Here is a 19,557-nt window from a genome sequence, read left to right on the forward strand (position 1 = left end):
ACTATTCGTTCTCAAGACCGGTCGAGAACATCAGAGGCAGGTCGGAATCGGGACCGCCGGCCTTGATGACCTTGTCCTCGGCAGGCAGCTGGTCCATAGCGTTGACCATGACCTCATGCTCGCGGAAGCTCACTTCGCCCTGATCGGTGGTTGCGCGAACGCTCAGGCAGTAGGCGCCGTGCTCAGGCGGGGTCCACTCGAAGGTCCACCAGATCCAACGCTTGTTGTCGGTATCGCCCAAATCGTAGGTCGTCCAGGTCTCGCCATGGTCCATGGAGAACTCGAGCGTCTTGGCCTTGTGGTCGAAAGCGTCGACGTAACCCTGGAAGGTGTAGGGCTTGCCGGTCTCGATGATCAGGCCCTCAGGCGTGCCGCAAATCGTCGCGTTCGGGCGATTGACATGAGCGTCTTCCTGGTTCACCTGACCGCACACGCGCTCGTCCATAACGTCGGAGGAAACGATGTAGCCGGAGGGCTGCTTGGAGAAGACCTGAGCGTCATAGCTCTCGACCCAGTTGATGCAAGGGAAGCCGCGACGTGCGTCGAGGTACTCGCCGCCCATCTTGTAGACCAGATACTCGTTCTCGAGCATGGAGACGTCGATGCCGTTCTTGGAAGAACCGTCGGCACGGACGCAGCGGATGGAGTTGGTACCGTCGGTCATGCCGCCGGCGCGCTCGATCAGCCAGCTCACGGGAATGCCCGTGATCTCGGTCTGGCCGATGCCGCCGCCACCGGTCGGGTTAAGCTCGCAGACCATCTTGGAAGCCTTGGTCACGACGGCGCCTTCGGCCTCGGCCTCGGCGATCAGGTCGACCAGCTTAGCGGTGTAGGGGTTGGGCACGTTGCCCTCGATGGTGATCTCCCACTCGTCCATCATGCTCTGGGGCAGGTCGAGGTCGAGAGCGGCATCGGAGCATGCATAGCGCATGTGGTCGTAGTAGCCGTGAACGAAGTCGTAGCTGTACAGCTCGTCCATGGTCTGGACCTTATCCTGCGTGAAGTCGAAGTTGCCCTCGACGTTCTCGACCGTGGTGATGCTGTCCTTCAAGGCGTCGTATTTCACGTTCTCCCACAGCTGCAGACCGTTGCCGTCGCCCGTGGCGGTGTGGCAGGACTCGCACGTGCCGTCGAAGCCGTCCTTGAACTTCTCGGAGTTGCGGCTGTTGAAGTGGATGCCGTGCATCAGACGACCGAACTCGTCGCCGTTGTCGCGATGGCAGGTGATGCACTGCTCGACGTCGCTGTAGGTCTCAAGATCTTTGTTGGGAAGCACAGCGTGGCGGTATTCCATGTTCATGACGGTCTCGTTGAGGTCGGCATGGCAGGAGTTGCAGCCCTTCTTGTCGGCATCCAGGTAGTAGGTGTTGTACGAAATGGTCCAGCTTTGCTGCATCCAGTGCGGGCACTCGTACTCGGAAGGAGTGCGCTGAACCAGCTTGCCGTTAGGAAGCTGGCGAATCTCAGGAGCGTACTCCTCGGCGATCTGGTCCCACTTCTCGTAGTTCTCGATGATGTACTCCTTGCCAGGATACTGCACATCGCCGTCGGGCTCGCCGCCGCGGACGATCTCTGCCGCGGTAGAAGCCGAATCGACTGCGAAGGCAGGCACCATGAGAGCCGACGCCGCAAGCACGGTTGCTATGCCTGTTACCATGGCAGCGCGCTTCGTCACCTTCTTCATCATTCCCCCTTCTTCATTGCGACGGTCGCCGTTTCCTACCCGAAAACGATCGCCGCCGCCCCCTATCGGACCCCTCGGGTCCATCTGACAGACTCGAGATTAGCCCTCCGCAAGGCGGGCGCGCATCAACACATCCGCGCTAAATGCCTGATAAAGGGCATAGACCCTTTTGGTTGATGGGTGAAATGACCAGTACTGAGCCAATAGCGAGCCTTTCTCCGTAGACAGACGGGGACTTTTCACGGACAATGAAGGAACAGGTGATAAGACGTCCGCTCCCCGCGGTCGGAGAGAGCCGTACGACCGCAAAAACATGCAATATACCGAAGGAGAGGGAATGCTCGCATCCTTTAAAGATGCCGGCCTTTGCGCGCTATTCGCCGCCATCGGCCTTACCGTCAACCTAACCTGGTGCACGCTCGCAGGGCACACGCCGGGGTTCACCGACGCCCTGTCAGGGTTCGGCGTGCCCGTCAACCAGCGCGCGTTCTTCCTCATGGGCATCCTTGCCATGAGCGTCGTACTCGCCGCGTTGCCGCGCAAAATGCGAGAGATGGAATCGTCGCTATGGCCCGTGGTCACGCTGCTGGCATCGGTCGGAACGGCATGCTTCGCCATCGCTTCCAGCCAGAGCGCCTTCCCTCCCGTCGCGCTCGCCGTCGGAGGCCTGCTGCTTTTCGGCGTGGGCTACTTCTGGCTCACGGCGCGCTTCGTGCTGCTGCTCGCGCGCACCCAGAGCTTCATGCCCACCATGATGTGTCTCGCCATATCGCTGATCGCCGAGCCCGCCTTGGTCTCGCTCGCCGAGCGTCTTCTCAGCACCGACGTGCAGGTATCCGCCGTCGTGCTGATGCCCATTCTTTCCACGGTGTTCTTCCAGTGCGCCCGCAGCGCGGCGTTCAAGCAGCGCAGCAGCGAAAAAACCGGCCGCACGGTATTCGGCGTGCCCTCGCGCCCGCGCGCTGAGCAGAAAAAAGGCATGCGCGACGATATCCGCGACGCCATCATCCTGATCGCCGCGGCGTCGCTGCTGCTGGCCACTGTGCGCAGTCTGAGCTTCGTCGGCCTGTGGGGCGAAGGCCACATCGACGAGTTCGACCACCCGTCCATGACGTCGAGTCCGCTGCTTTTCCTGGCCTACTGCCTCGGCCTGGCGGCGTTTTCCTATCTCGCCCTCGGACGCACCGAGAACTGGCCGCTGCGCCTGCGTTTCCAGCCGTCGTTCATCACGATCATCATCACGCTGTCCGTGTCCATGATCCTCGCCGGCGACCAGAACGCCAACCCCGCCGTGCTCGACACGCTCATGAGGCTCAACGACTCGTTCTCGCACCTGATGTTCTGGGCGGTGGTGGCCATCCTGCTCGACCTGTCCACCATCCCCTCGTATCGCGTCATCGGCACGGCTACGGCGCTTTACGCTGCAGGGTCGATCGTCTGGGTGCTCTTCCTGGGCAAAGCCGACGCAGTCGAAAACCTCATCGTGATCGCTGCGATCTACGTGCTCTCCATCGCCTCGATGTATTACAGCTGGAACAAGCGCGAATCCGCGCCGAGCGACGCCGCCGCCGTGGTGACCGACGCCCTGGAACGCCGCTGCGCCGAGGTTTCCAAGAAATACAAGCTTTCGCCGCGCGAGAGCGAGATCTTGGTCCTGCTGGCCCAGGGCCGCACGCGAACCTACATCCAGGAAGAACTGGTCTTGGCCGAAAACACCGTGAAGTCGCACGTCGCGCACATCTACACGAAACTCGGCATTCGCGACCGCCAGGACATGATCGACATCGTCTTGGACATCGCCGACGCGAAAGACGACAAGCACGCCAAAGACTGACGCGCATTCCCCATATCTCGCGAACACGAAGCGCGCCTTCGCCCCTGCGGCGTGGCGCGCTTTTCCTATGCCGCGCTATTCCACGACCGCCAGCATCTCCTCGATGCGCTCACGCGGCACATAGCCCGTCACGGCATCGACGCGGCGGCCGCCCGAGAACAGCAGCGTAGAGGGCGCGGCGGCCACGTCGAACGCCCAAGCCGCATCGGGGAACCGCACGATGTCCATGGCGGCGAAACGGATGTGCGGATGCGCGTCCGCCATGTCCTCGAGCACGGCGGCAAGCGCATGGCACGGCCCGCACCCGGGGCTGAAGAATTCCACCAACACCGGCTGCTGCGCATCGGTCACCATGGCATCGAAGTTATCTTTGTCGAGTTCGATCAAACGCATGGCGCATCACCTCCGTATCTGCGGCGCAGAGACCGCATGAAGCCTTTCGCCGCATTGTCGGACGATGCGGACGGCCGTCAAGCGCAAGCGCGGCACGCTTCGGCGGCTGGAAAGCCATTGCCGGCGAACCGTACGACGAGGAATGGAATCGGGTCCGCCGCTCCCCCGCGCTGCTTCGCCCGCAAAAAAGGGAACCCTCGCGGGTTCCCTTTGCATTCATATGTTCGCACGGATGCGAGGGCCCGAAGGCTCCTTCTACATGCGCTGCGGAGAGGAGATGCCCAGGATGCCGAGCGTCGTGGAAAGCACGATGCGGGTGGCGTCGCACAGGGCCAGACGGGCCTGCTTGACCTTCTCGTCCTCGACCTTGAGCACCGGGCAGTTCGTATAGAACTGGTGGAACAGGCTGGCCAGGTCCTGAGCGTAGTGCGTCAGGCGGAACGGAGCGCGGTCGCGGGCGGCCAGGGCGATCAGATCGCCGAACTCGCTCATCTTGCGCATGAGGGCGAACTCGGAAGGATCGGTGAGCACGCTCAGGTCCACGTCGGCCGGGATGCACTCGGCGGCAACGGCGTCCATGTCCAGATTGTCTTCGCCCGAATGGCCGGACGCGTCGCGCAGCAGCTTGCAGATGCGGGCGTGCGCGTACTGGTCGTAGTACACCGGGTTGGAGGAGTCCTGCTTCTTGGCGACGTCGATATCGAAGTCGATCGGCTGCTCGCTGGAGCGGCTGAGCATGTAGTAGCGCGTGGCGTCGATGCCGACCTCGTCGATGAGCTCTTCGAAGGTGATCATTTCGCCGGTACGCTTGGACATACGGACGGGCTTGCCGTCGCGGAACAGGTTGACCAGCTGGCCGAGCATGATCTCGAGCGCGCCGGGATAGCCCATGGCGGACAGAACGGCGGCCACGCGGGCGATGTAGCCGTGGTGGTCGGCGCCCCAGATGTTGATCAGGTGGTCGAAGCCGCGCAGCTTCTTCCAGTAGTGGTAGGCCACGTCGGAAGCGAAGTAGGTGTAGTCGCCGTCGGCCTTGCGCACGACACGGTCCTTCTCGTCGCCGTACTTGGAGGAGCGGAACCACACGGCGCCGTCCTGGTCGTAAATGTCGCCCTGGTCGCGCAGGTTGCCCAGGCAGAAGTCGAACGGGCTCTTGCCGTCGAACTCGTCGGAGGGAATGTACATCTCGCGCTCGGACTGCCAACGCTCGAAGTGGTTGCCGAAGCGGTTGGTGATGTCGCGGAACATCTTCATGATGTAGGCGTAGCCGTACTCGCGGAACTCGACCATGCGCTCGTTCTCATCGGCGTCGACCCACTTGTCGCCGTCGCGGTCGATGATTTCTTTGGCGATGTCGTTGACGTACAGGCCGTTGTAGCCGCCCTCGGGCACCTCGACGTCTTCATGGCCGAGCTGCTGCAGGTAACGGGCGGCGATGGACAGGCCGAACTTGTCCATCTGGACGCCGTGGTCGTTGATGTAGAACTCCTCGAACACGTCGTAGCCGGCGTGGCGCATCAGGTTCGCCGTGGCGGAACCCAGCGCGGCCCAGCGGCCGTGGCCCACGTGCATGGGGCCGGTGGGGTTGGCGGAGATGTATTCGATGTTGACCTTGCGCATGCCCTCGGGCACGGTGCCGCGGCCGTAATCGCCCTTCTCGGAGCGGACCTTGGTCACGACGTCCTGCAGGGCGTCGTTGTTCAGGTAGAAGTTAATGAAACCGGGGCCTGCGATCTCGACCTTGTTCACCAGCGTGTTCTCAGGGATGGCGTCGACGATGACCTGAGCGATTTCGCGGGGATTCTTCTTAGCGAGCTTCGCGCAACGCATAGCGGCCGTGCATGCCCAATCGCCGTGACCCTCGTCTCGGGGTCGCTCGAGCGTGATTTCGGGAGCGTTTTCCATCTGAAGTTTGCCGGATGCGATGGCCGCGTCCAGCGCAGCGCCGATAAGCTGCGTCAGTTCCTCGCGAGGTTGCATAGGTTCCTTCCCTTTCGTTCGAGCTGAGACCGCATGCCGCACCGGACGGCATGGGCTGAAAATACCTATAAGCTTTCTGATTGTACCATGCAGGGCACCAGGCGTTTCCCGCGCGTCCGAAAAGGGAGGAACGCCCGTTCTTGGACAGCTGCACAAAAATAGCCGACATCTTGGCCGCTTGAAATAATGCATTTGCATGCATATATCTTCATAAAAAGGCTTTTTTGAGGAATATCGTAAATTTATTCGGTTAAAAACCTCGCGAGTATGCACAAACTTAGCATCACACGAACTTCACATTTAATGGACTGCATAAGGAATATACCTTTATGCATCGCGTTTCCGAGCCTCGCTGCACGAGCGGTCGCGCGCTTCGACGCTTCGCGTTATCATGTCCGAGAATAATGCACATACCCCGGATTCCGGCCCGCTCGCGACCGGCGGGGTCGCCGCGACACGTCGCGCCGAACGCAGGAGGGTCCATGATCGACTTCGAAAAAGAATGGGAGCTCGTCCAGCAAACGCGCCCCAAGCCCAACGACGCCCAGGGCTGGAACAAGCGTTCCGCGCGCTACGACAACAAAGACATGAAGAACGCCTACGCGGAAGACTTCCTGAAGCTCGCCGACATCCGCCCGAACGAATCGGTCTTCGACATGGGATGCGGCACGGGCACGCTGGCCGTCATGCTGGCCGAGCGCGGCTGCGACGTGCATGCGGCCGACTTCAGCGACGGCATGCTGGCCAAGCTGGCTGAAAACGCCGCCGTCCGCGGCGTCGATGGCATCGACGCCTTCAAGATGAGCTGGGAAGACGACTGGTCCGCCTTCGGTATCGAAGACGACATGGTGGACGTGGCCATCGCGTCGCGCTCCATGTCTGTCGCGCGATTGGACGAAGCGATCGACAAGCTCACGCACGTCGCGCGCCGCAAGTGCTGCATCACCATGACCACAGGCACGGCGCCCTATGTGGACAGCCGCATCCTTTCGGCGATCGGCGTGCCCGCGGCCTCGACGAAAGACTACCTGTACGCCTTCGGCATCCTGGCCCAGAAAGGCCTCGAGCCCAAGGTCGACTACATCTATTCGACGCGCAAAGACACCTTCGACTCCCACGCCGACGCCATGGCCGACTTCACGCGCATGATCGACCGCTGCGGCACGCCTTTGACCGACGCCGAACGCGCCGCGGCATGCGAGCGCCTTTCCGCCTGGCTCGAACAGCACATCGTGGAAAACCCCGACGCGGGCAAGCCCGACCGCAAGGGCGTGCCCGAAGGCCTGCTGTGTCTCGACGTGCTGCGCACCGTGTCGTGGGCCTTCATTTCCTGGAACACCCGCCCTCAAAGCGCTTATTAACCGGCGCGTGCCGTCCGCGCAGCAGCCGGACGGCACGCGCCGCCCCTCCATCCGCCGGCGCCTCCGCGCCGCGACCAGCGCCCATGCACATGGGCCCGAAAGAAAGGACCGCTATGTCGGACATCCCCTCCATGATCTCACTCGAAGAGGCCCGCGCGCTCGTGGTCTCGCACGTGAGCGTCCTGCCCGCCGAAACCGTGCCGCTGCTCGACGCGATCGGACGCGTCGCCGCCGCCGACGTGAAAAGCGATATGGACGTGAGCCCCTTCGCCCACGCCGCCATGGACGGCTTCGCCGTGCACGCGAGCGATCTGGCCGAAGCGTCCGAGCAGTCCCCCGTCGAGCTCGACGTGATCGCCGACGTGCCCGCAGGCAGCACCTACGAAGGCCCGATCGCCCCCGGCCGCTGCGTGCGCATCATGACGGGCGCGGCCCTTCCCGCCGACGCCGATTCGGTCGTGAAATACGAAATCGTCGAAACCGTTTCAGGCGACGGCAAAACGGGAAGCCGCGTGCGTTTCAGCGAGCCGTGCAAGCTCGGCAACAACGTGCGGCAGCCCGGCGAAGAGGCGCGCGAGGGCGAGACGATCGTGCATGAAGGAGAGGTCATCCATCCGGCGGGCATCGGATTTCTGGCCGGATGCGGCGCGCTCGAAGTGGCCGTGCGCCGCCGTCCGCGCGTGGCGGTTATTCCCATCGGCAGCGAGCTGGTCGAGCCGCCCGCAAAGCCCGGCCCCGGACACATCCGCAACTCGAACGGCTACGCCATGGCGGCGTGCGCGATCGATGCGGGCGCGACCTGCGATATCCTGCCCATCGTGATCGACGACGAAGACCTGCTTGCCCAAGCGGTCGAACGCGCGGCGGCCGAATACGATTTCGTCGTGACCACCGGCGGCGCCTCCAACGGCGATTTCGACTTCATCAAGCCGGTCGTCGAGCGTCTCGGCACGCTCTACATGACCACCGTGAACATGCGTCCTGGCAAAGCCCAGACGTTCGGCCTGGTGAACGGCACCCCCGTGTTCGGCCTGCCCGGCAACCCCGCGGCCGCCTACATGGGCTTCTCGCTGATCATCCGCCCCGCGCTGCGCGCCATGCAAGGCTATGCGGCCCTCGAGCACCCGTGCGTCAAGGCGCGCATCACCTCGTCGAAGAAAAAGAAGGATCCGCGGCGCATCTTCTCGCGCGCCACGATCGCGCGCGGCGCCGACGGAGAGCTCGAGGTGACGCCCGCCAAAAACCAGAGCTCCGGCCTGTTCGGCGTCATCCAGAAAAGCAATTGCGTCGCCATCATGCCCGAAGGCCTCGACCCCGTGCTCGAAGGCGACATGGTAGAGTGCATTCTGCTCGATGCGCCCGAGGACATCGTCCTGTAGGGCCGTCGGCCCGTCCTTTGGACGGATGCGGGAAGATATCACGGAAAGAGGAATCCATGTCTGAAGAATATCGGGAGCCCTGCCCCACGTTCGCCATCATCACCTGCTCTGACACCCGCACGCTCGAGACCGATTCGGCCGGCGCCGCGCTCGAAGAGCTCATCGCCGCGCGCGGATGGACCTGTCTCGAGCGCGTCGTGGTGGAAGACGACCGCCCCTTCATTTCGGGCGCGCTGCTCCACGCGATCCAGGACCTCAACGCCGATTTCGTGCTGACCTGCGGCGGCAGCGGCCTGTCTCCGCGCGACGTGACCCCCGAGGCCACGCGCGACGTGTGCACGCGCGACGTTCCCGGCATCGCCGAGGCCATGCGCGCCTACAGCATGCGCATCACGCCGCGCGCCATGCTCTCTCGCGCCGTGTGCATGCAGCGCGACGGCAGCATCGTGATCAACCTCCCGGGAAGCGAGAAAGCCGCGCGCGAGAACTGGGAAGGCATCGTGGACGTGCTGCCGCACGCCGCCCTCATGATGCAGGGCGCCGGCCACTAGAACCGACAGAGCAAAAGAGGTCGCGATCGCGACCTCTTTTCGTTTCCGCCCGAATAAGCAGGAATGCGAGCGAATCGCCCGCATTCCTCAAGTTGAAATTAAAAAACCGCGCATGCGAAACGAAGCGCATAGGCCTTCGCGGAAAGACGCTCGCGCAACGGGCGGTTTACTCGCACTCCTGCGAGCGCTCCCACAGACCCGTTTTTCCGCCGTCTTTTTTCAGCAGCCTCACATCCATGATCTGCATGCCGCGGTCGACCGCCTTGCACATGTCGTACACGGTCAGGCACGCCACGCTTGCGGCCGTAAGCGCCTCCATCTCGATGCCGGTCTTGCCGGTCACGCCGCACGTCGTGGTGACGTGGATGCCCACCAGGCCGTCGGCGCGCTCGCCCGCGCGCACCGGGTCGCACGACACCTTCGCCTTCGTGATATTGAGCGGGTGGCACATGGGAATGAGGTCGCTCGTCTTCTTGGCCGCCATGACGCCCGCCACGCGCGCGCAGGCGAGCACGTCGCCTTTCGCGGCCGAACCCGACGCGATCAACTCCAAGGTTTCGGGCTTCATGGCAATGAAGCCTTCCGCCACGGCGACGCGCTCGGTGTCGGCCTTCTGCGACACGTCCACCATGCGCACGTCTCCCTGTTCGTCGATATGGGTCAACGTATCCGTCATTGCTCTCTCCTATCCGCCGATCTGGCTCATCCCGCGCTGGGTTCCCACCTTGTCGTGGTGCTCGTCGGGCTTGGCGCCCAACGCTTCGTACAAAACGGCGCGCACGTCATCGTCGGTTCCGCCCGAGCGAAGCGCCGCGCGCACGTCGAATTCCTCGTCGGAGAACAGGCACGGTCTGATTTTGCCGTCGGCCGTCAGGCGCAGCCTGTTGCATTCGCTGCAGAAGTGGCGCGAAAGCGGCGAAATGAACCCGACCGTTCCCTGCGCGTTCTCGAACTCGTAATAGCGCGCGGGACCCCATCCGGAAGGCCTATGCTTCGCCGCCGGCACCAGACGACCGAGACCGGCCGCTTCAGCCTGTTCATCGATCATCGCATGCAACTCGTCGCTCGGAATGACATCCTCCTTGCCCCATCCGCAGCCGCACGCGCCGGCGCTTTCGCCCACCGGCATATATTCGATGAAGCGAACATGGAGCGGACGGTCGATCGACATGCGCGCGAACGACAAAACGTCCTGATTCAAAGAGCGCACCACTACGGCGTTCAGCTTCACAGGCGAAAAGCCCGCCTCAAGAGCGGCGTCGATACCCGCCATGGCGTCATCGAACGAACCGCAGCGCGTGATGGCGCCGTATTGCTCGGGGTCGAGCGTGTCGAGCGAGATGTTCACGCGCGAAAGGCCCGCTTCCGCCAACTCGCCCGCCATGCGCGGCAGCAGGATCCCGTTCGTGGTCAGTGCGACGCTCTCGATGCCGGGAATGTCGTTCAGCGCACGCACCAGGCCGGTCACGCCGCGGCGCACGAGCGGCTCGCCGCCCGTCAGCCTGACGCGCGTGATGCCCATATCGGCGGCGACGCGCACCAGGCGCTCGATTTCCTCAAGCGTCAGAATGTCGTCGTGCGAAAGCGCATGCACCCCTTCTTCCGGCATGCAGTAGATGCATCTGAGATTGCATCGGTCCGTCAAAGATATGCGCAGATAATCGATCGTGCGACCGTGAGAATCCTTCATGGAGGCCCCTCCCCCTTTTTATACTCATACGCGGATAGTATAGAGCATGCGAACGGCCCTGAACGAAAAACGGCACGCGGGCACGCGTCGCGCAACAGCGCGGAGTCGGATCGAGCCCCTGCGAACCGCGCCGCCTTTCAAGGGGAAGTCGATCCGGCCGGCGCGGCCGAGGCCGCGAGCGCGGCTCGTTCGCTCAGGCCGGCCTTTTCGCTAGCGCGTGACCAGATACATGCTGCGCGAGGGAATCTCGATCAGGAACTCGTCGCCTTCTTCGGGCAGCGGGCCCGCCGAGGCGGCAAGCTTGTCCACCCTCCACTGAATGTGGTTCTTAAGAAACTTCATCGTGCTGTCTTCCTCGGCCGCATCCTTGGCCGCCGCCTCGCCCTGCGCGTCGAGAAACGACAGCATCACGGTGCGCTCGAAGCGCGAATCGCTCACGCGGTCGGCGCGGACGCGGAACACGTTGACGCCCGGCTCGCTCGCGCGGCGCAGCATGAACGCGCGCACGCCGAACCATTTCACATCACGCGGCACCTGATCGGCCGCATGCACCGAAACGCCCCATTCGGGCAGGCGCACCTCGTGCTCGCCGGCGTACACGGCCGACGTGGTGTTCTTGCAGCCCGACAGCTTGACCGCCGCAAGGCTCGACGGATGGTGCACCACCTGGTCTTTCGGGCCGATCTCGTCGATATGGCCCGCATCCACCACGGCGATCCGGTCGCAGAAGCGATACGCCTCGTCGATATCGTGGCTCACATACAAGATCGTGCCCTCGAATTCCTCGAACAGGCCGATGAGATTCTGCTCGAGCGAGCTTTTCAGGTGCGCGTCGAGCGCCGAGAACGGCTCGTCGAGCATCAGGATGCCGGGGTTCGCCGCGAGCATGCGCGCCAACGCGACGCGCTGCTGCTGGCCGCCCGAAAGCTGGGCGGGGTAACGTCCTTCCAGCCCGACCAGCCCGAACCTGCGCACCTGGGCCTCGACGATGCGGTCGCGGCTTTCGGGCTGCATGCCGCGGTCCATGCCTGCCATCACGTTCTGGCGCACGGTCATGTTGGGAAACAGCATGTAGTTCTGGAACAGCAGGGCGGTCTTGCGCTGCTGAGGCGTCAGGTCGACCTTCGCGCGGCGGCCGGGCGCCTTGTCGAAAAACGTCGTGCCGTTCACCACGATGCGGCCGGCATCGGGCTTTTCGATGCCGGCGATGCAGCGCAACGTCAGCGACTTGCCGCAGCCGGACGCGCCCAGAAAACCGAGCGTCTCGTTGCCCGCGGCGAACGCCGCCTCGAGGCGGAACCCGCCCATCGACTTCTCGATATCGACTTCCAGACTCACAGGCCTGCTTCCTTTCTCCGAAATGACGAATGCCCCGCCACGGGGCCCGAACGCGACGTCTGCAGCCCGGCACGGGAGCCGGAGCCCCGCGCAAGCCGGTCGCGCTTCGCCCGATGCGAGCGAAGCGCGAACCCGTCGAAAAGCGCGGGCGAATGCAGTCGCGCAGCGGCCGAACCCTGAAGCGCCCCCGAACCGATTCGGTAGAACACGACCGCAAGCCCGCTTTCCCCCGAGGCCGCGAATTCCTCGCGCCATGAAGGCGCGCAATCGCCCGCATAGCTCGCGCCGATGCGGGAGCACAGCTTGCCGCAAACGGGCTAGGCGTCCTGCGTGCGGCGCCTGTAGCGCGTGGTTCGGCGGCTCCACAGGTTGATGAACAGGATGACCATGAAGCTGAACACGATAATCACGCCCGTCCAGAACAGAGCGACGTCGGTATTTCCATTCATCCATTCGAAGTAAATCGCGATCGGCACGGTACGCGTGACGCCCACATAATTGCCCGCTAAAAACAATGTGGCGCCGAACTCGCCGAGCGCGCGGGCGAAAGCGAGCACCGTTCCTGCCGCGATCGACGACCAGGCCAGCGGCAGCATCAGCCTGAAGAATATCCTGCCTTCGCTCCATCCCAGCGTGCGCGCGGCATCGAGCATCGTGCGGTCGATGCTTTCGAACGCGCCGCGGGCGCTGCGATACATCAGCGGGAACGACACCACCACGGCGGCAAGGACGGTTGCGGGCCAGCTGAAGATCAGCGGGAACCCGATGTCAATGAACCACTGGCCCACCGGCGTGTTCTTGCCCAGCAGAAGCAGCAGCACGAAGCCGCACACCGTGGGCGGCAGCACCATGGGAATGGTGAAGATGGAATCGGCGATATCCTGCGCGCGCGAAGGGATGCGCAGGCTCCACCACGCGGCCAGAAGGCCCAGGATGAACACGATAACGATGGCGGTGCCCGTGGTCTTGAGCGTCACCCACAAAGGGCTCCAGTCAAGGTCGTCTAGGAACCGTCCGAACGCGCCCGCCGCATCCGCCTCCGCCGCAAACGTTCCTTCGGCCCACGACGCCGTATTGCAGAAATCAGCGAAACGCAGCTCGGCGCGGACACCGGATGCGCCGGCCATCACGTCCGACCCGTCGATACCGATAACGCTCGTATAAAACGAACCCGAAGCGTATTCCTGGTTGAACGAGAAACGCAGACCCGCATCGCCCAGGTCGAACGATTCCTCGGTCGTCACAAACAAGCGCGTGCCCGACCCGATGCTCGACGACCCGTTCGCGGCAGCGTCATCGAGCGCCTGAAGGTAGGCGACGATCCACGAAAGCTCCGTCTTCACCGCCGCATCGTCGACGGCAATCGCGCCGCCCAGCGCCTCGCCAAGCGCGACGGCCACGTCGTTCCATCCTTGCGTGCCCGTACGGGCGGCCAATTCGACGGCATCGACATAAAGCACCGCGTAGTCGTCGACGGCAACCAGGCATACGTCGTTTCGCTCGGCGCCCTGCAGATAGGCATAGCCCCGATATACACCGTCGATAGGGCGATTGCTTCCCTTTTGGGCACGCACGAACTGCGCAATGTCGAGCGGGGCGGCGGGCGTCACGGCGTCTTCGCCCTCCTCGTCGATTTCGATGGAGCCCGCATCCACCGGCATACAGGCAAGCCCCGCACCCGCTTCGGCCGTCACATCCGTAAAAAACGACGACGCGCGCCCGGACGCGAACCCTTCTTCGGACGCATATGCCGAAATGGGCACCGCCAAAGCGATGCCCAGAATTACCGCGCCTATGAATGTCGCAATGCGGCTATGCAAGTTCGAAGCCCCACTTCTGCCAAATCACGAGGGCCTCGGGGTCGTTGGCGGCCCAATCGAGGAACGCCTTGGCGGCCTCGGCCTGGGCGGCGGCGGCCGTCACGGCCGCGGGATACACGATCGGCTTGTGCGTATCGGCGGGAATGGTGGAGAGCACCTTCACGCCGCCGAAGCGGTACACGTCAGAGCTGAACACGAACGCGATATCGACGTCGCCGGACTCGGCATGCTTGCACACGTTGCCCACGGACGTGTCCAGGACCACCTTGTCGGCCACGGCGCCGACGAATTCGCCGCCTTTACCTGAAGCGTCGGAATATGCGCCCACGGTGGCCAGCGACTGGCACGCGTAGTTGCCTGCAGGAACGGATTCGTCGCCGACGCAGATGGTGTAGTCGCCGGAGACGGCCTCCTCGAGCGTCAGGCCTTCGGGAATGTCGGTGTTGTCAGCGCTCGTCACCATGACCAGGTCGTTGACGAACATATCGAAGCGGGTGCCTTCGTCGATCAAGCCCGCCTCGGAGGCGTCGTCCATTTTGCCCTTGGAGGCGGAAATGAAAATGTCGGCGGAAGACCCGGCCTTGAGCATCTCGACGAGCTCGCCCGATGCCTTGTACTGGGTGTCGGCAAAAGCTACCTCAGGGTTTTTCTCCGCGTACAGGGCCTGCACTTCGTCGAGCGCCTTCGACAGCGAGTTCGCCGCGAAGACCTGCAGCTCGACGGCCTGCTTCTCGGCGGCGGGCGCCTCGGTTGCCTCCGAAGCAGGTTCTTCGGCAGGCTTCGAGCAGCCGCCGAGCACCGTCATGGCCAGCGCGGCGCATGCCAGCGCGCACACGGCGATGCCAGTCGCTTTCTTCCATGCTTTCATGATTATCATCCTCCTTGCACGCGGCGTGACGCCGCACCCCTTTCAATGCGCCCGATGGACGAATCGCCCTAGCGCGATGCTTTATTCTCACATTAGAATAAAGCATCGTCAAGCGAGGAAATAGTGCCGACCGTATGCAAGCGTGCCGCATTGCCCTACAATCGCAAGGTCGGAGTGCCCGATGCGCTCCGACGTCGAAACGCGACCACAGGAGAATCCATGCATTTCGCCGATATCTCACCCCGCATCAAGCTGAGCCTCGAAAAGCCTTCAGAGCAGCCCGATGCGATTTTCGGGCGCGGCGTCGCCCAATTGTGCCGCGGCGTCGACCGCACCGGCTCGCTGAATAAAGCCGCCAAAGAAATCGGCATGGCATACAGCAAGGCCTGGAGAATCGTCAAGCATACGGAAGAGGCCTTCGCCGTCCAGCTGCTCGAACGCAACGGAGCCCACGGTTCAACGCTCACCGCCGACGGCAAAGCGCTGCTTGAAACCTACGAACAGCTCGAGCGCGACGTGGAACGCTTCGCGCAAGAGCGCCTTGCGGCCATCGCGGCCGAATTCGACCGATAAAGCGCCGGGGAGCCGCGCGGCGCCCGATGCCGCGCACCGTGCAGGGGTCTTACCTTCCGAGGAAAGACCCCTGTTTTCTTTTCTGCCCCTTGAACGTCACAGGTTCGAACTCGAGGACACGGTCGGCCTCGATATCGCCTCCCACCGTGAGCGCCTTGCGGATGCAGGCGTCTTCGCACAAACGACACTGCACGCAATCGGCCAGTCGGAACTCGAGGCTGTCGAGCTCGGGCTTTCTCGGCCCGTCGACGAACACCTTGCGCAACGCGCCCGTCGGGCAGAAGGTCGCGCACATGCCGCACATCATGCAGGCCGTCTCGTCGATCCGCACATCGCCCCAAAGCTTCGTCGAAAGCACCGTTCCAGGTTCGGGGTCGCCCAATTCGTACAGATCTTCCAGCAGGGCCTCATGGCTGTGCGCCCGCACGTGGGGCATGGTGCCCGAAGCGTCCACCTTCAGCATGGAGCGCAGGCTTTGCGCATCGCGCTTGATGCCCAGCTCGTTTTCCACCGTGACGGCCACCGCTTCGGCGGCGACGTCTTTCACCGACGCCTTCGCCGCCGTGAAAAAGCCCCTGCGCGAAACGCCGCCCGTGCCTTGGGCCACGCTGTCGGCCAGCGCGGCGGCGGGCACCTCCTGGCTGCGATAGGCTCGCGCGGGGCTGCCCCACGCCTCGAGCAGCGCGTTCGCCTCTTCGACCGTTTCATCGAAGCCTGCCGCGGCGCGACGGTATTTGCACGTCGCGCACACGCCGTCGACCGCCGCCACCGACGATGCGCCGCGCGCGCATGCGCCCACGAGCTGTTCGACGTTCACGCGCGACACGCACGGCACCGTCGCCACAGCGTCGGCGTCGGCCTTGCGCTTCGCGGCCACGCGCGCACACACCAGCACGGCATGACCGTCCAGCGCGCGCGCCGAACGGTCGATCGCGGCGGCCAGGGAGGCGTCGTCGGGATCGCGGAAGCGAATGGCGCTCGTCGGGCACGCCGAGGCGCAGGCTCCGCAGCTCACGCATTGCTGCGCGTCGATCTTAAGCTCGTTTCCCTGCAGGGAAATGGCGCCCGACGGGCACGCATCGACGCAGCGCGAGCACGACGCGTTCCTGTTGCGCACCCTCACGCAATGCGGCGGATCGATATGAAGCGCCTTGCTTTCGAGGCGCTCCATGATTTCGACCATATCCATCACCGACGGCATGCGATCACCTATCTCCGTCTTCTTCGATGGAACGCTCGATGCGGGCAAGCTCGTCGGGCGTGTTCACGTTGATGAAGCAGCCGCCCTCGGGAACGGCGCGGCGCAGCTCGTCGCGATGCAGGATGCCCAGCTTCACGTCGTCGAAGAAATCGCGGGCGCGCACCATGCCGCGGTCGATGGCGGCCTGGGCGGCCGGCAGGCACGCTTCCTTGCGATACACCGCATGGAAGGGCTCGTAGCCGAATTTGTTCGCGGGCACGATGGCGTCGTAGCGGCCTTCGTGCAGGATATGGGCCTCTTCGACGATCAGCGGGGCCGAAGCGAACACCATATCGCATGCCACGATGGCGACCAGCGGGTTGCTCGCCGCCTCGAACGCCGTTGCCATGCCCCTCAAAGCGCCGCGTTCTTCATAGCGGTCGGTGACCAGGCGAATGGGACACCCTGCATCGATATCGTCGAGAAAGCCCAGACGCTCGGGTTCGTTGGTGGTGACGATCAGCTCGTCGGCCGCGGGAGCCACGCGCGACACGATGCGTTCGAGCAGCGGGCGGCCCGAGAATCCAACCGTGGCCTTGCTCTGGCCCATGCGGCGCGATTCGCCGCCCGCCTGGATGGCGACCGTCAGAGCAGGGCGCGCGAAACGCTCGACCAGGTAATCGGCGATGCCCGCCACGTCTTCGAGGCCGAAGGCCCGCATGCCGCGCGCGAGTGCGGCCGCCGCCACTTCGTCCATATCGGTCACCACAGCGCACGGCACGGCGCCGCGCACGCTGCCGACGGCCAGGAATTCCTCCGCCGCGGCCAGGTCGCGCTCGTTCGCGCGACGGATGACCTCGATGACGGGAAGGCCGCTTTGGCGATAGCCCTCCACGATCACCAGGTCGTGATCGGGCATCGACGCCACCACCTGGTCGCAGGTCGGCTCTTCGCGCAGCTCCGTCACGCGGGCCATGCGGATGGGCGACACGATCACCGTGTCGCACGAACCGGCCTCGCGGTGGCGAAACGAATCCTTTCCCGGATAATCGATATCGAATTCGCAATGGCCGTGATGCTTGACCGTTCCGATATTCAGCCCGCGCGAGACCAGTTCGGCGATAACTTTGACGAGCAACGTGGTCTTGCCCGAGTTGTGGCGGCCTACGAACGAAACCGCAGGACTTGGCTTATGGAGCGTGAACATCTGCTCCCCTCCCCCTTGTATGAAAACCGGCGTTACGGGCGCCGTCCCCGATCCCCTGAAAAGCCCTGCCGAAACAGCAGGAGAAATGCGCCGCATGCGCGCTCGCGCCGACCTGCGACCGGCGACGCGAGCATCAGCGGCCCCTTGTTATTCGGCGTAGATCTCGCGCTCGACGACGAGATTGTTTTTGATATGGCCCACGAGCTTCTGCAGCGCATCCACCGCGTTCGGGCGAATGTCGGCGCCGATCAACACGTACATCAAAGAGTCGCCCACGGAAAGCCTTCCCTCGTTGAGCCACACGCGGACGTAATAGACGCCTGGCCAGGTTTTCGCGTCTTCCACGGCTTTGGCAAGGCCCTCTTCATCGTAGGAGAATTCGACTGCCTCGACGGCGCCGAGCTTCGCCGCTTCGGCGGCCTCCTCCGACGTAGCGGCACGGACCTGCTGCTTCGGCGTGATACGCACGACGCCGTTGTGGGTCAGATACATTCCGACGTTGCCCGCCTGCTCGTCGAGCTTCGCTTCTTCGAGCCAACGGTCGATAGAGGGGAGCTGCTTAGCCATGTGTTCCCTTTCGTTAGAACATCGCCGCCTCCGAGGCGCCGATGCGTCGTCATTTCCGCGGTCGGCCAGTCGAACGGTTCGAAACCGTCGAAGCGACACGCCTTTCCAAGGGTACCCGAATTCGACACGGCGCGCAAAAGACGAACGAGACCGCCGCCGCAGAAGATGCCGCTTTCCATCGGGAGCCCGAAACAAGACGCTTCAGGACAAAAAGAAAAGACCCTGGCGCGGACGCGGCCAGGGTCTTTCGTTTGAACATATGCTCCTGCATCACTCGTGGGAAGCAAGCACGTCGAGTGCATGGCGGTATCCGCCGCTGCCGTAGTTGAGTGCCTTCGAGACGCGCGCGATCGTAGTCGCAGAAGCGCCGGTAGCCTCGGCGATAGCGGTATAAGGATTTCCCGCATCCAAAAGACGGGCGACCGAAAGACGCTGCGAGGTCTCTTTGATCTCACGAATGGTGAACAGGTCTTCGAACAATGCGTAGAGCTCGTCTTTGTCCGTCATAGCCGACAAGACCTCAAGCAGGTTCTCCACCTCAGGCGTACGCAGATTGCTCATATCCCACCCACTTTCATTACGTTGCTCCACTATTTTACTCCACTTTGATGGAGTGGTTTCAGAAAAACCGACGCATCGGACCGACAAACGGCCGAATGCACGGATATTCCAAACTCAAATAGGGAGAAACCACGCCCTATAAGCCGAATCGCATCGTTTCATTCCGACGGCCGAAAGCAGTCCTGCATACATGGGAAGAAAACGCCCGATGATTCCGCCGCAAACAAGCGGAAACCCGTCGATGCGGTATGCAGCGCACCCAAGCGAAAATGGCGTTAAGCGCGCATGACGAATACGAAAGATGCGGTCTCTTAACAGACACCCTTTCGGCTAAGAGACGAAAGCGACGACGAACGCTTCGAAGGCTCGCGCATCGGCCGGCGAACCGAAAAGCCTTTCGTCGTTCCGACATCGCTCCATGCACAATGGTGCATGTGCAAAAGAAAAGGGATCCCGAAGGATCCCTTTCCGGCGCGAAAGCGCCGCGCGCGAGCGCGACGACCCTGCCTTCCGCGGACTACACCGCAGTACGTCGGGCGATGGCGGGCTTAGCTGCCGGGTTCGGCATGGG

The 19,557-nt window shown here is 63.4% G+C and carries 17 protein-coding genes; 5 read left to right on the top strand and 12 right to left on the bottom strand.

Annotated elements, in window-relative coordinates:
- Position 1: 1 nt before the first annotated feature.
- Positions 2-1,687: a molybdopterin-dependent oxidoreductase gene (locus DMP07_RS04840; protein WP_244594863.1), complete on the bottom strand. Its 1,686-nt coding sequence runs from the start codon at positions 1,685-1,687 to the stop codon at positions 2-4.
- 334 nt (positions 1,688-2,021) lie between these two features.
- Here DMP07_RS04840 and DMP07_RS04845 point away from each other — a divergent pair, with 334 nt between their 5' ends.
- A complete protein-coding gene (locus DMP07_RS04845; RefSeq protein WP_161957030.1) occupies positions 2,022-3,518 on the top strand; it encodes a helix-turn-helix transcriptional regulator in 1,497 nt (498 codons plus the stop codon).
- A 75-nt stretch (positions 3,519-3,593) separates the two neighbouring features.
- Here the strand turns inward: DMP07_RS04845 and DMP07_RS04850 are convergent, their stop codons facing one another.
- On the bottom strand, positions 3,594-3,911 hold the full coding sequence (locus DMP07_RS04850; RefSeq protein WP_123198005.1) for a thioredoxin family protein: 318 nt from the start codon (positions 3,909-3,911) through the stop codon (positions 3,594-3,596).
- Positions 3,912-4,166: 255 nt separating this feature from the next.
- Positions 4,167-5,891: an arginine--tRNA ligase gene (gene argS, locus DMP07_RS04855; RefSeq protein ID WP_123198006.1), complete on the bottom strand. Its 1,725-nt coding sequence runs from the start codon at positions 5,889-5,891 to the stop codon at positions 4,167-4,169.
- A gap of 482 nt (positions 5,892-6,373) precedes the next feature.
- Between argS and DMP07_RS04860 the strand changes: the two genes are divergently transcribed.
- The 3 genes from DMP07_RS04860 (at position 6,374) to DMP07_RS04870 (ending at position 9,182) form a co-directional block, all read left to right on the top strand.
- Complete coding sequence (locus DMP07_RS04860; RefSeq protein WP_123198007.1) at positions 6,374-7,252, top strand: class I SAM-dependent methyltransferase; 879 nt, start codon at positions 6,374-6,376, stop codon at positions 7,250-7,252.
- 113 nt (positions 7,253-7,365) lie between these two features.
- Positions 7,366-8,631 (top strand): molybdopterin molybdotransferase MoeA, encoded by a 1,266-nt coding sequence (locus DMP07_RS04865; RefSeq protein WP_211324506.1) that lies wholly within the window; start codon positions 7,366-7,368, stop codon positions 8,629-8,631.
- 56 nt (positions 8,632-8,687) lie between these two features.
- On the top strand, positions 8,688-9,182 hold the full coding sequence (locus DMP07_RS04870) for a MogA/MoaB family molybdenum cofactor biosynthesis protein (RefSeq protein WP_123198008.1): 495 nt from the start codon (positions 8,688-8,690) through the stop codon (positions 9,180-9,182).
- A 166-nt stretch (positions 9,183-9,348) separates the two neighbouring features.
- Here the strand turns inward: DMP07_RS04870 and moaC are convergent, their stop codons facing one another.
- The 5 genes from moaC to modA form a co-directional block, all read right to left on the bottom strand.
- Positions 9,349-9,858 (bottom strand): cyclic pyranopterin monophosphate synthase MoaC, encoded by a 510-nt coding sequence (gene moaC / locus DMP07_RS04875; RefSeq protein ID WP_123198009.1) that lies wholly within the window; start codon positions 9,856-9,858, stop codon positions 9,349-9,351.
- Positions 9,859-9,867: 9 nt separating this feature from the next.
- Positions 9,868-10,872 carry a GTP 3',8-cyclase MoaA gene (gene moaA, locus DMP07_RS04880; protein WP_123198010.1) on the bottom strand — a complete coding sequence of 335 codons (1,005 nt, stop codon included), beginning with the start codon at positions 10,870-10,872 and terminating at the stop codon, positions 9,868-9,870.
- Positions 10,873-11,082: 210 nt separating this feature from the next.
- Positions 11,083-12,210 carry a sulfate/molybdate ABC transporter ATP-binding protein gene (locus DMP07_RS04885; protein WP_123198011.1) on the bottom strand — a complete coding sequence of 376 codons (1,128 nt, stop codon included), beginning with the start codon at positions 12,208-12,210 and terminating at the stop codon, positions 11,083-11,085.
- Positions 12,211-12,527: 317 nt separating this feature from the next.
- On the bottom strand, positions 12,528-13,904 hold the full coding sequence (gene modB, locus DMP07_RS04890) for a molybdate ABC transporter permease subunit (RefSeq protein WP_244594864.1): 1,377 nt from the start codon (positions 13,902-13,904) through the stop codon (positions 12,528-12,530).
- Positions 13,905-14,022: 118 nt separating this feature from the next.
- Positions 14,023-14,898, bottom strand: coding sequence for a molybdate ABC transporter substrate-binding protein (gene modA / locus DMP07_RS04895; RefSeq protein ID WP_244594865.1), 876 nt, complete (start codon positions 14,896-14,898; stop codon positions 14,023-14,025).
- Between the two features lie 219 nt (positions 14,899-15,117).
- Between modA and DMP07_RS04900 the strand changes: the two genes are divergently transcribed.
- Entirely contained in the window at positions 15,118-15,471 is a 354-nt protein-coding gene (locus tag DMP07_RS04900; RefSeq protein WP_123198012.1) for a winged helix-turn-helix domain-containing protein, read from the top strand.
- A gap of 49 nt (positions 15,472-15,520) precedes the next feature.
- Here DMP07_RS04900 and DMP07_RS04905 read toward each other — a convergent pair whose 3' ends face one another.
- From DMP07_RS04905 to DMP07_RS04920, 4 genes are all read right to left on the bottom strand, one after another.
- Entirely contained in the window at positions 15,521-16,672 is a 1,152-nt protein-coding gene (locus DMP07_RS04905; RefSeq protein WP_123198013.1) for a 4Fe-4S binding protein, read from the bottom strand.
- A 4-nt stretch (positions 16,673-16,676) separates the two neighbouring features.
- Positions 16,677-17,858, bottom strand: a complete 1,182-nt coding sequence (mobB, locus tag DMP07_RS04910; protein WP_123198014.1) for a molybdopterin-guanine dinucleotide biosynthesis protein B — start codon at positions 17,856-17,858, stop codon at positions 16,677-16,679.
- Between the two features lie 147 nt (positions 17,859-18,005).
- A complete protein-coding gene (locus DMP07_RS04915) occupies positions 18,006-18,425 on the bottom strand; it encodes a molybdenum cofactor biosynthesis protein MoaE (RefSeq protein WP_123198015.1) in 420 nt (139 codons plus the stop codon).
- A gap of 270 nt (positions 18,426-18,695) precedes the next feature.
- Positions 18,696-18,986 carry a YerC/YecD family TrpR-related protein gene (locus DMP07_RS04920; RefSeq protein ID WP_123198016.1) on the bottom strand — a complete coding sequence of 97 codons (291 nt, stop codon included), beginning with the start codon at positions 18,984-18,986 and terminating at the stop codon, positions 18,696-18,698.
- Positions 18,987-19,557 lie beyond the last annotated feature (571 nt).

It is taken from the genome of Slackia faecicanis, assembly GCF_003725295.1.
Lineage (GTDB): Bacteria > Actinomycetota > Coriobacteriia > Coriobacteriales > Eggerthellaceae > Slackia > Slackia faecicanis.

What these genes read in the sequence shown, in the direction of transcription:
- DMP07_RS04860 (WP_123198007.1), top strand. Translation starts at nt 6,374, where the DNA reads ATGATCGACTTCGAAAAAGAATGGGAGCTCGTCCAGCAAACGCGCCCC.
- argS (WP_123198006.1), bottom strand. Translation starts at nt 5,891, where the DNA reads ATGCAACCTCGCGAGGAACTGACGCAGCTTATCGGCGCTGCGCTGGAC.
- modA (WP_244594865.1), bottom strand. Translation starts at nt 14,898, where the DNA reads ATGAAAGCATGGAAGAAAGCGACTGGCATCGCCGTGTGCGCGCTGGCA.
- moaA (WP_123198010.1), bottom strand. Translation starts at nt 10,872, where the DNA reads ATGAAGGATTCTCACGGTCGCACGATCGATTATCTGCGCATATCTTTG.
- DMP07_RS04870 (WP_123198008.1), top strand. Translation starts at nt 8,688, where the DNA reads ATGTCTGAAGAATATCGGGAGCCCTGCCCCACGTTCGCCATCATCACC.
- moaC (WP_123198009.1), bottom strand. Translation starts at nt 9,858, where the DNA reads ATGACGGATACGTTGACCCATATCGACGAACAGGGAGACGTGCGCATG.
- DMP07_RS04920 (WP_123198016.1), bottom strand. Translation starts at nt 18,986, where the DNA reads ATGAGCAATCTGCGTACGCCTGAGGTGGAGAACCTGCTTGAGGTCTTG.
- mobB (WP_123198014.1), bottom strand. Translation starts at nt 17,858, where the DNA reads ATGTTCACGCTCCATAAGCCAAGTCCTGCGGTTTCGTTCGTAGGCCGC.
- DMP07_RS04900 (WP_123198012.1), top strand. Translation starts at nt 15,118, where the DNA reads ATGCATTTCGCCGATATCTCACCCCGCATCAAGCTGAGCCTCGAAAAG.
- DMP07_RS04845 (WP_161957030.1), top strand. Translation starts at nt 2,022, where the DNA reads ATGCTCGCATCCTTTAAAGATGCCGGCCTTTGCGCGCTATTCGCCGCC.
- DMP07_RS04840 (WP_244594863.1), bottom strand. Translation starts at nt 1,687, where the DNA reads ATGATGAAGAAGGTGACGAAGCGCGCTGCCATGGTAACAGGCATAGCA.
- DMP07_RS04850 (WP_123198005.1), bottom strand. Translation starts at nt 3,911, where the DNA reads ATGCGTTTGATCGAACTCGACAAAGATAACTTCGATGCCATGGTGACC.
- DMP07_RS04915 (WP_123198015.1), bottom strand. Translation starts at nt 18,425, where the DNA reads ATGGCTAAGCAGCTCCCCTCTATCGACCGTTGGCTCGAAGAAGCGAAG.
- DMP07_RS04905 (WP_123198013.1), bottom strand. Translation starts at nt 16,672, where the DNA reads ATGCCGTCGGTGATGGATATGGTCGAAATCATGGAGCGCCTCGAAAGC.
- DMP07_RS04865 (WP_211324506.1), top strand. Translation starts at nt 7,366, where the DNA reads ATGTCGGACATCCCCTCCATGATCTCACTCGAAGAGGCCCGCGCGCTC.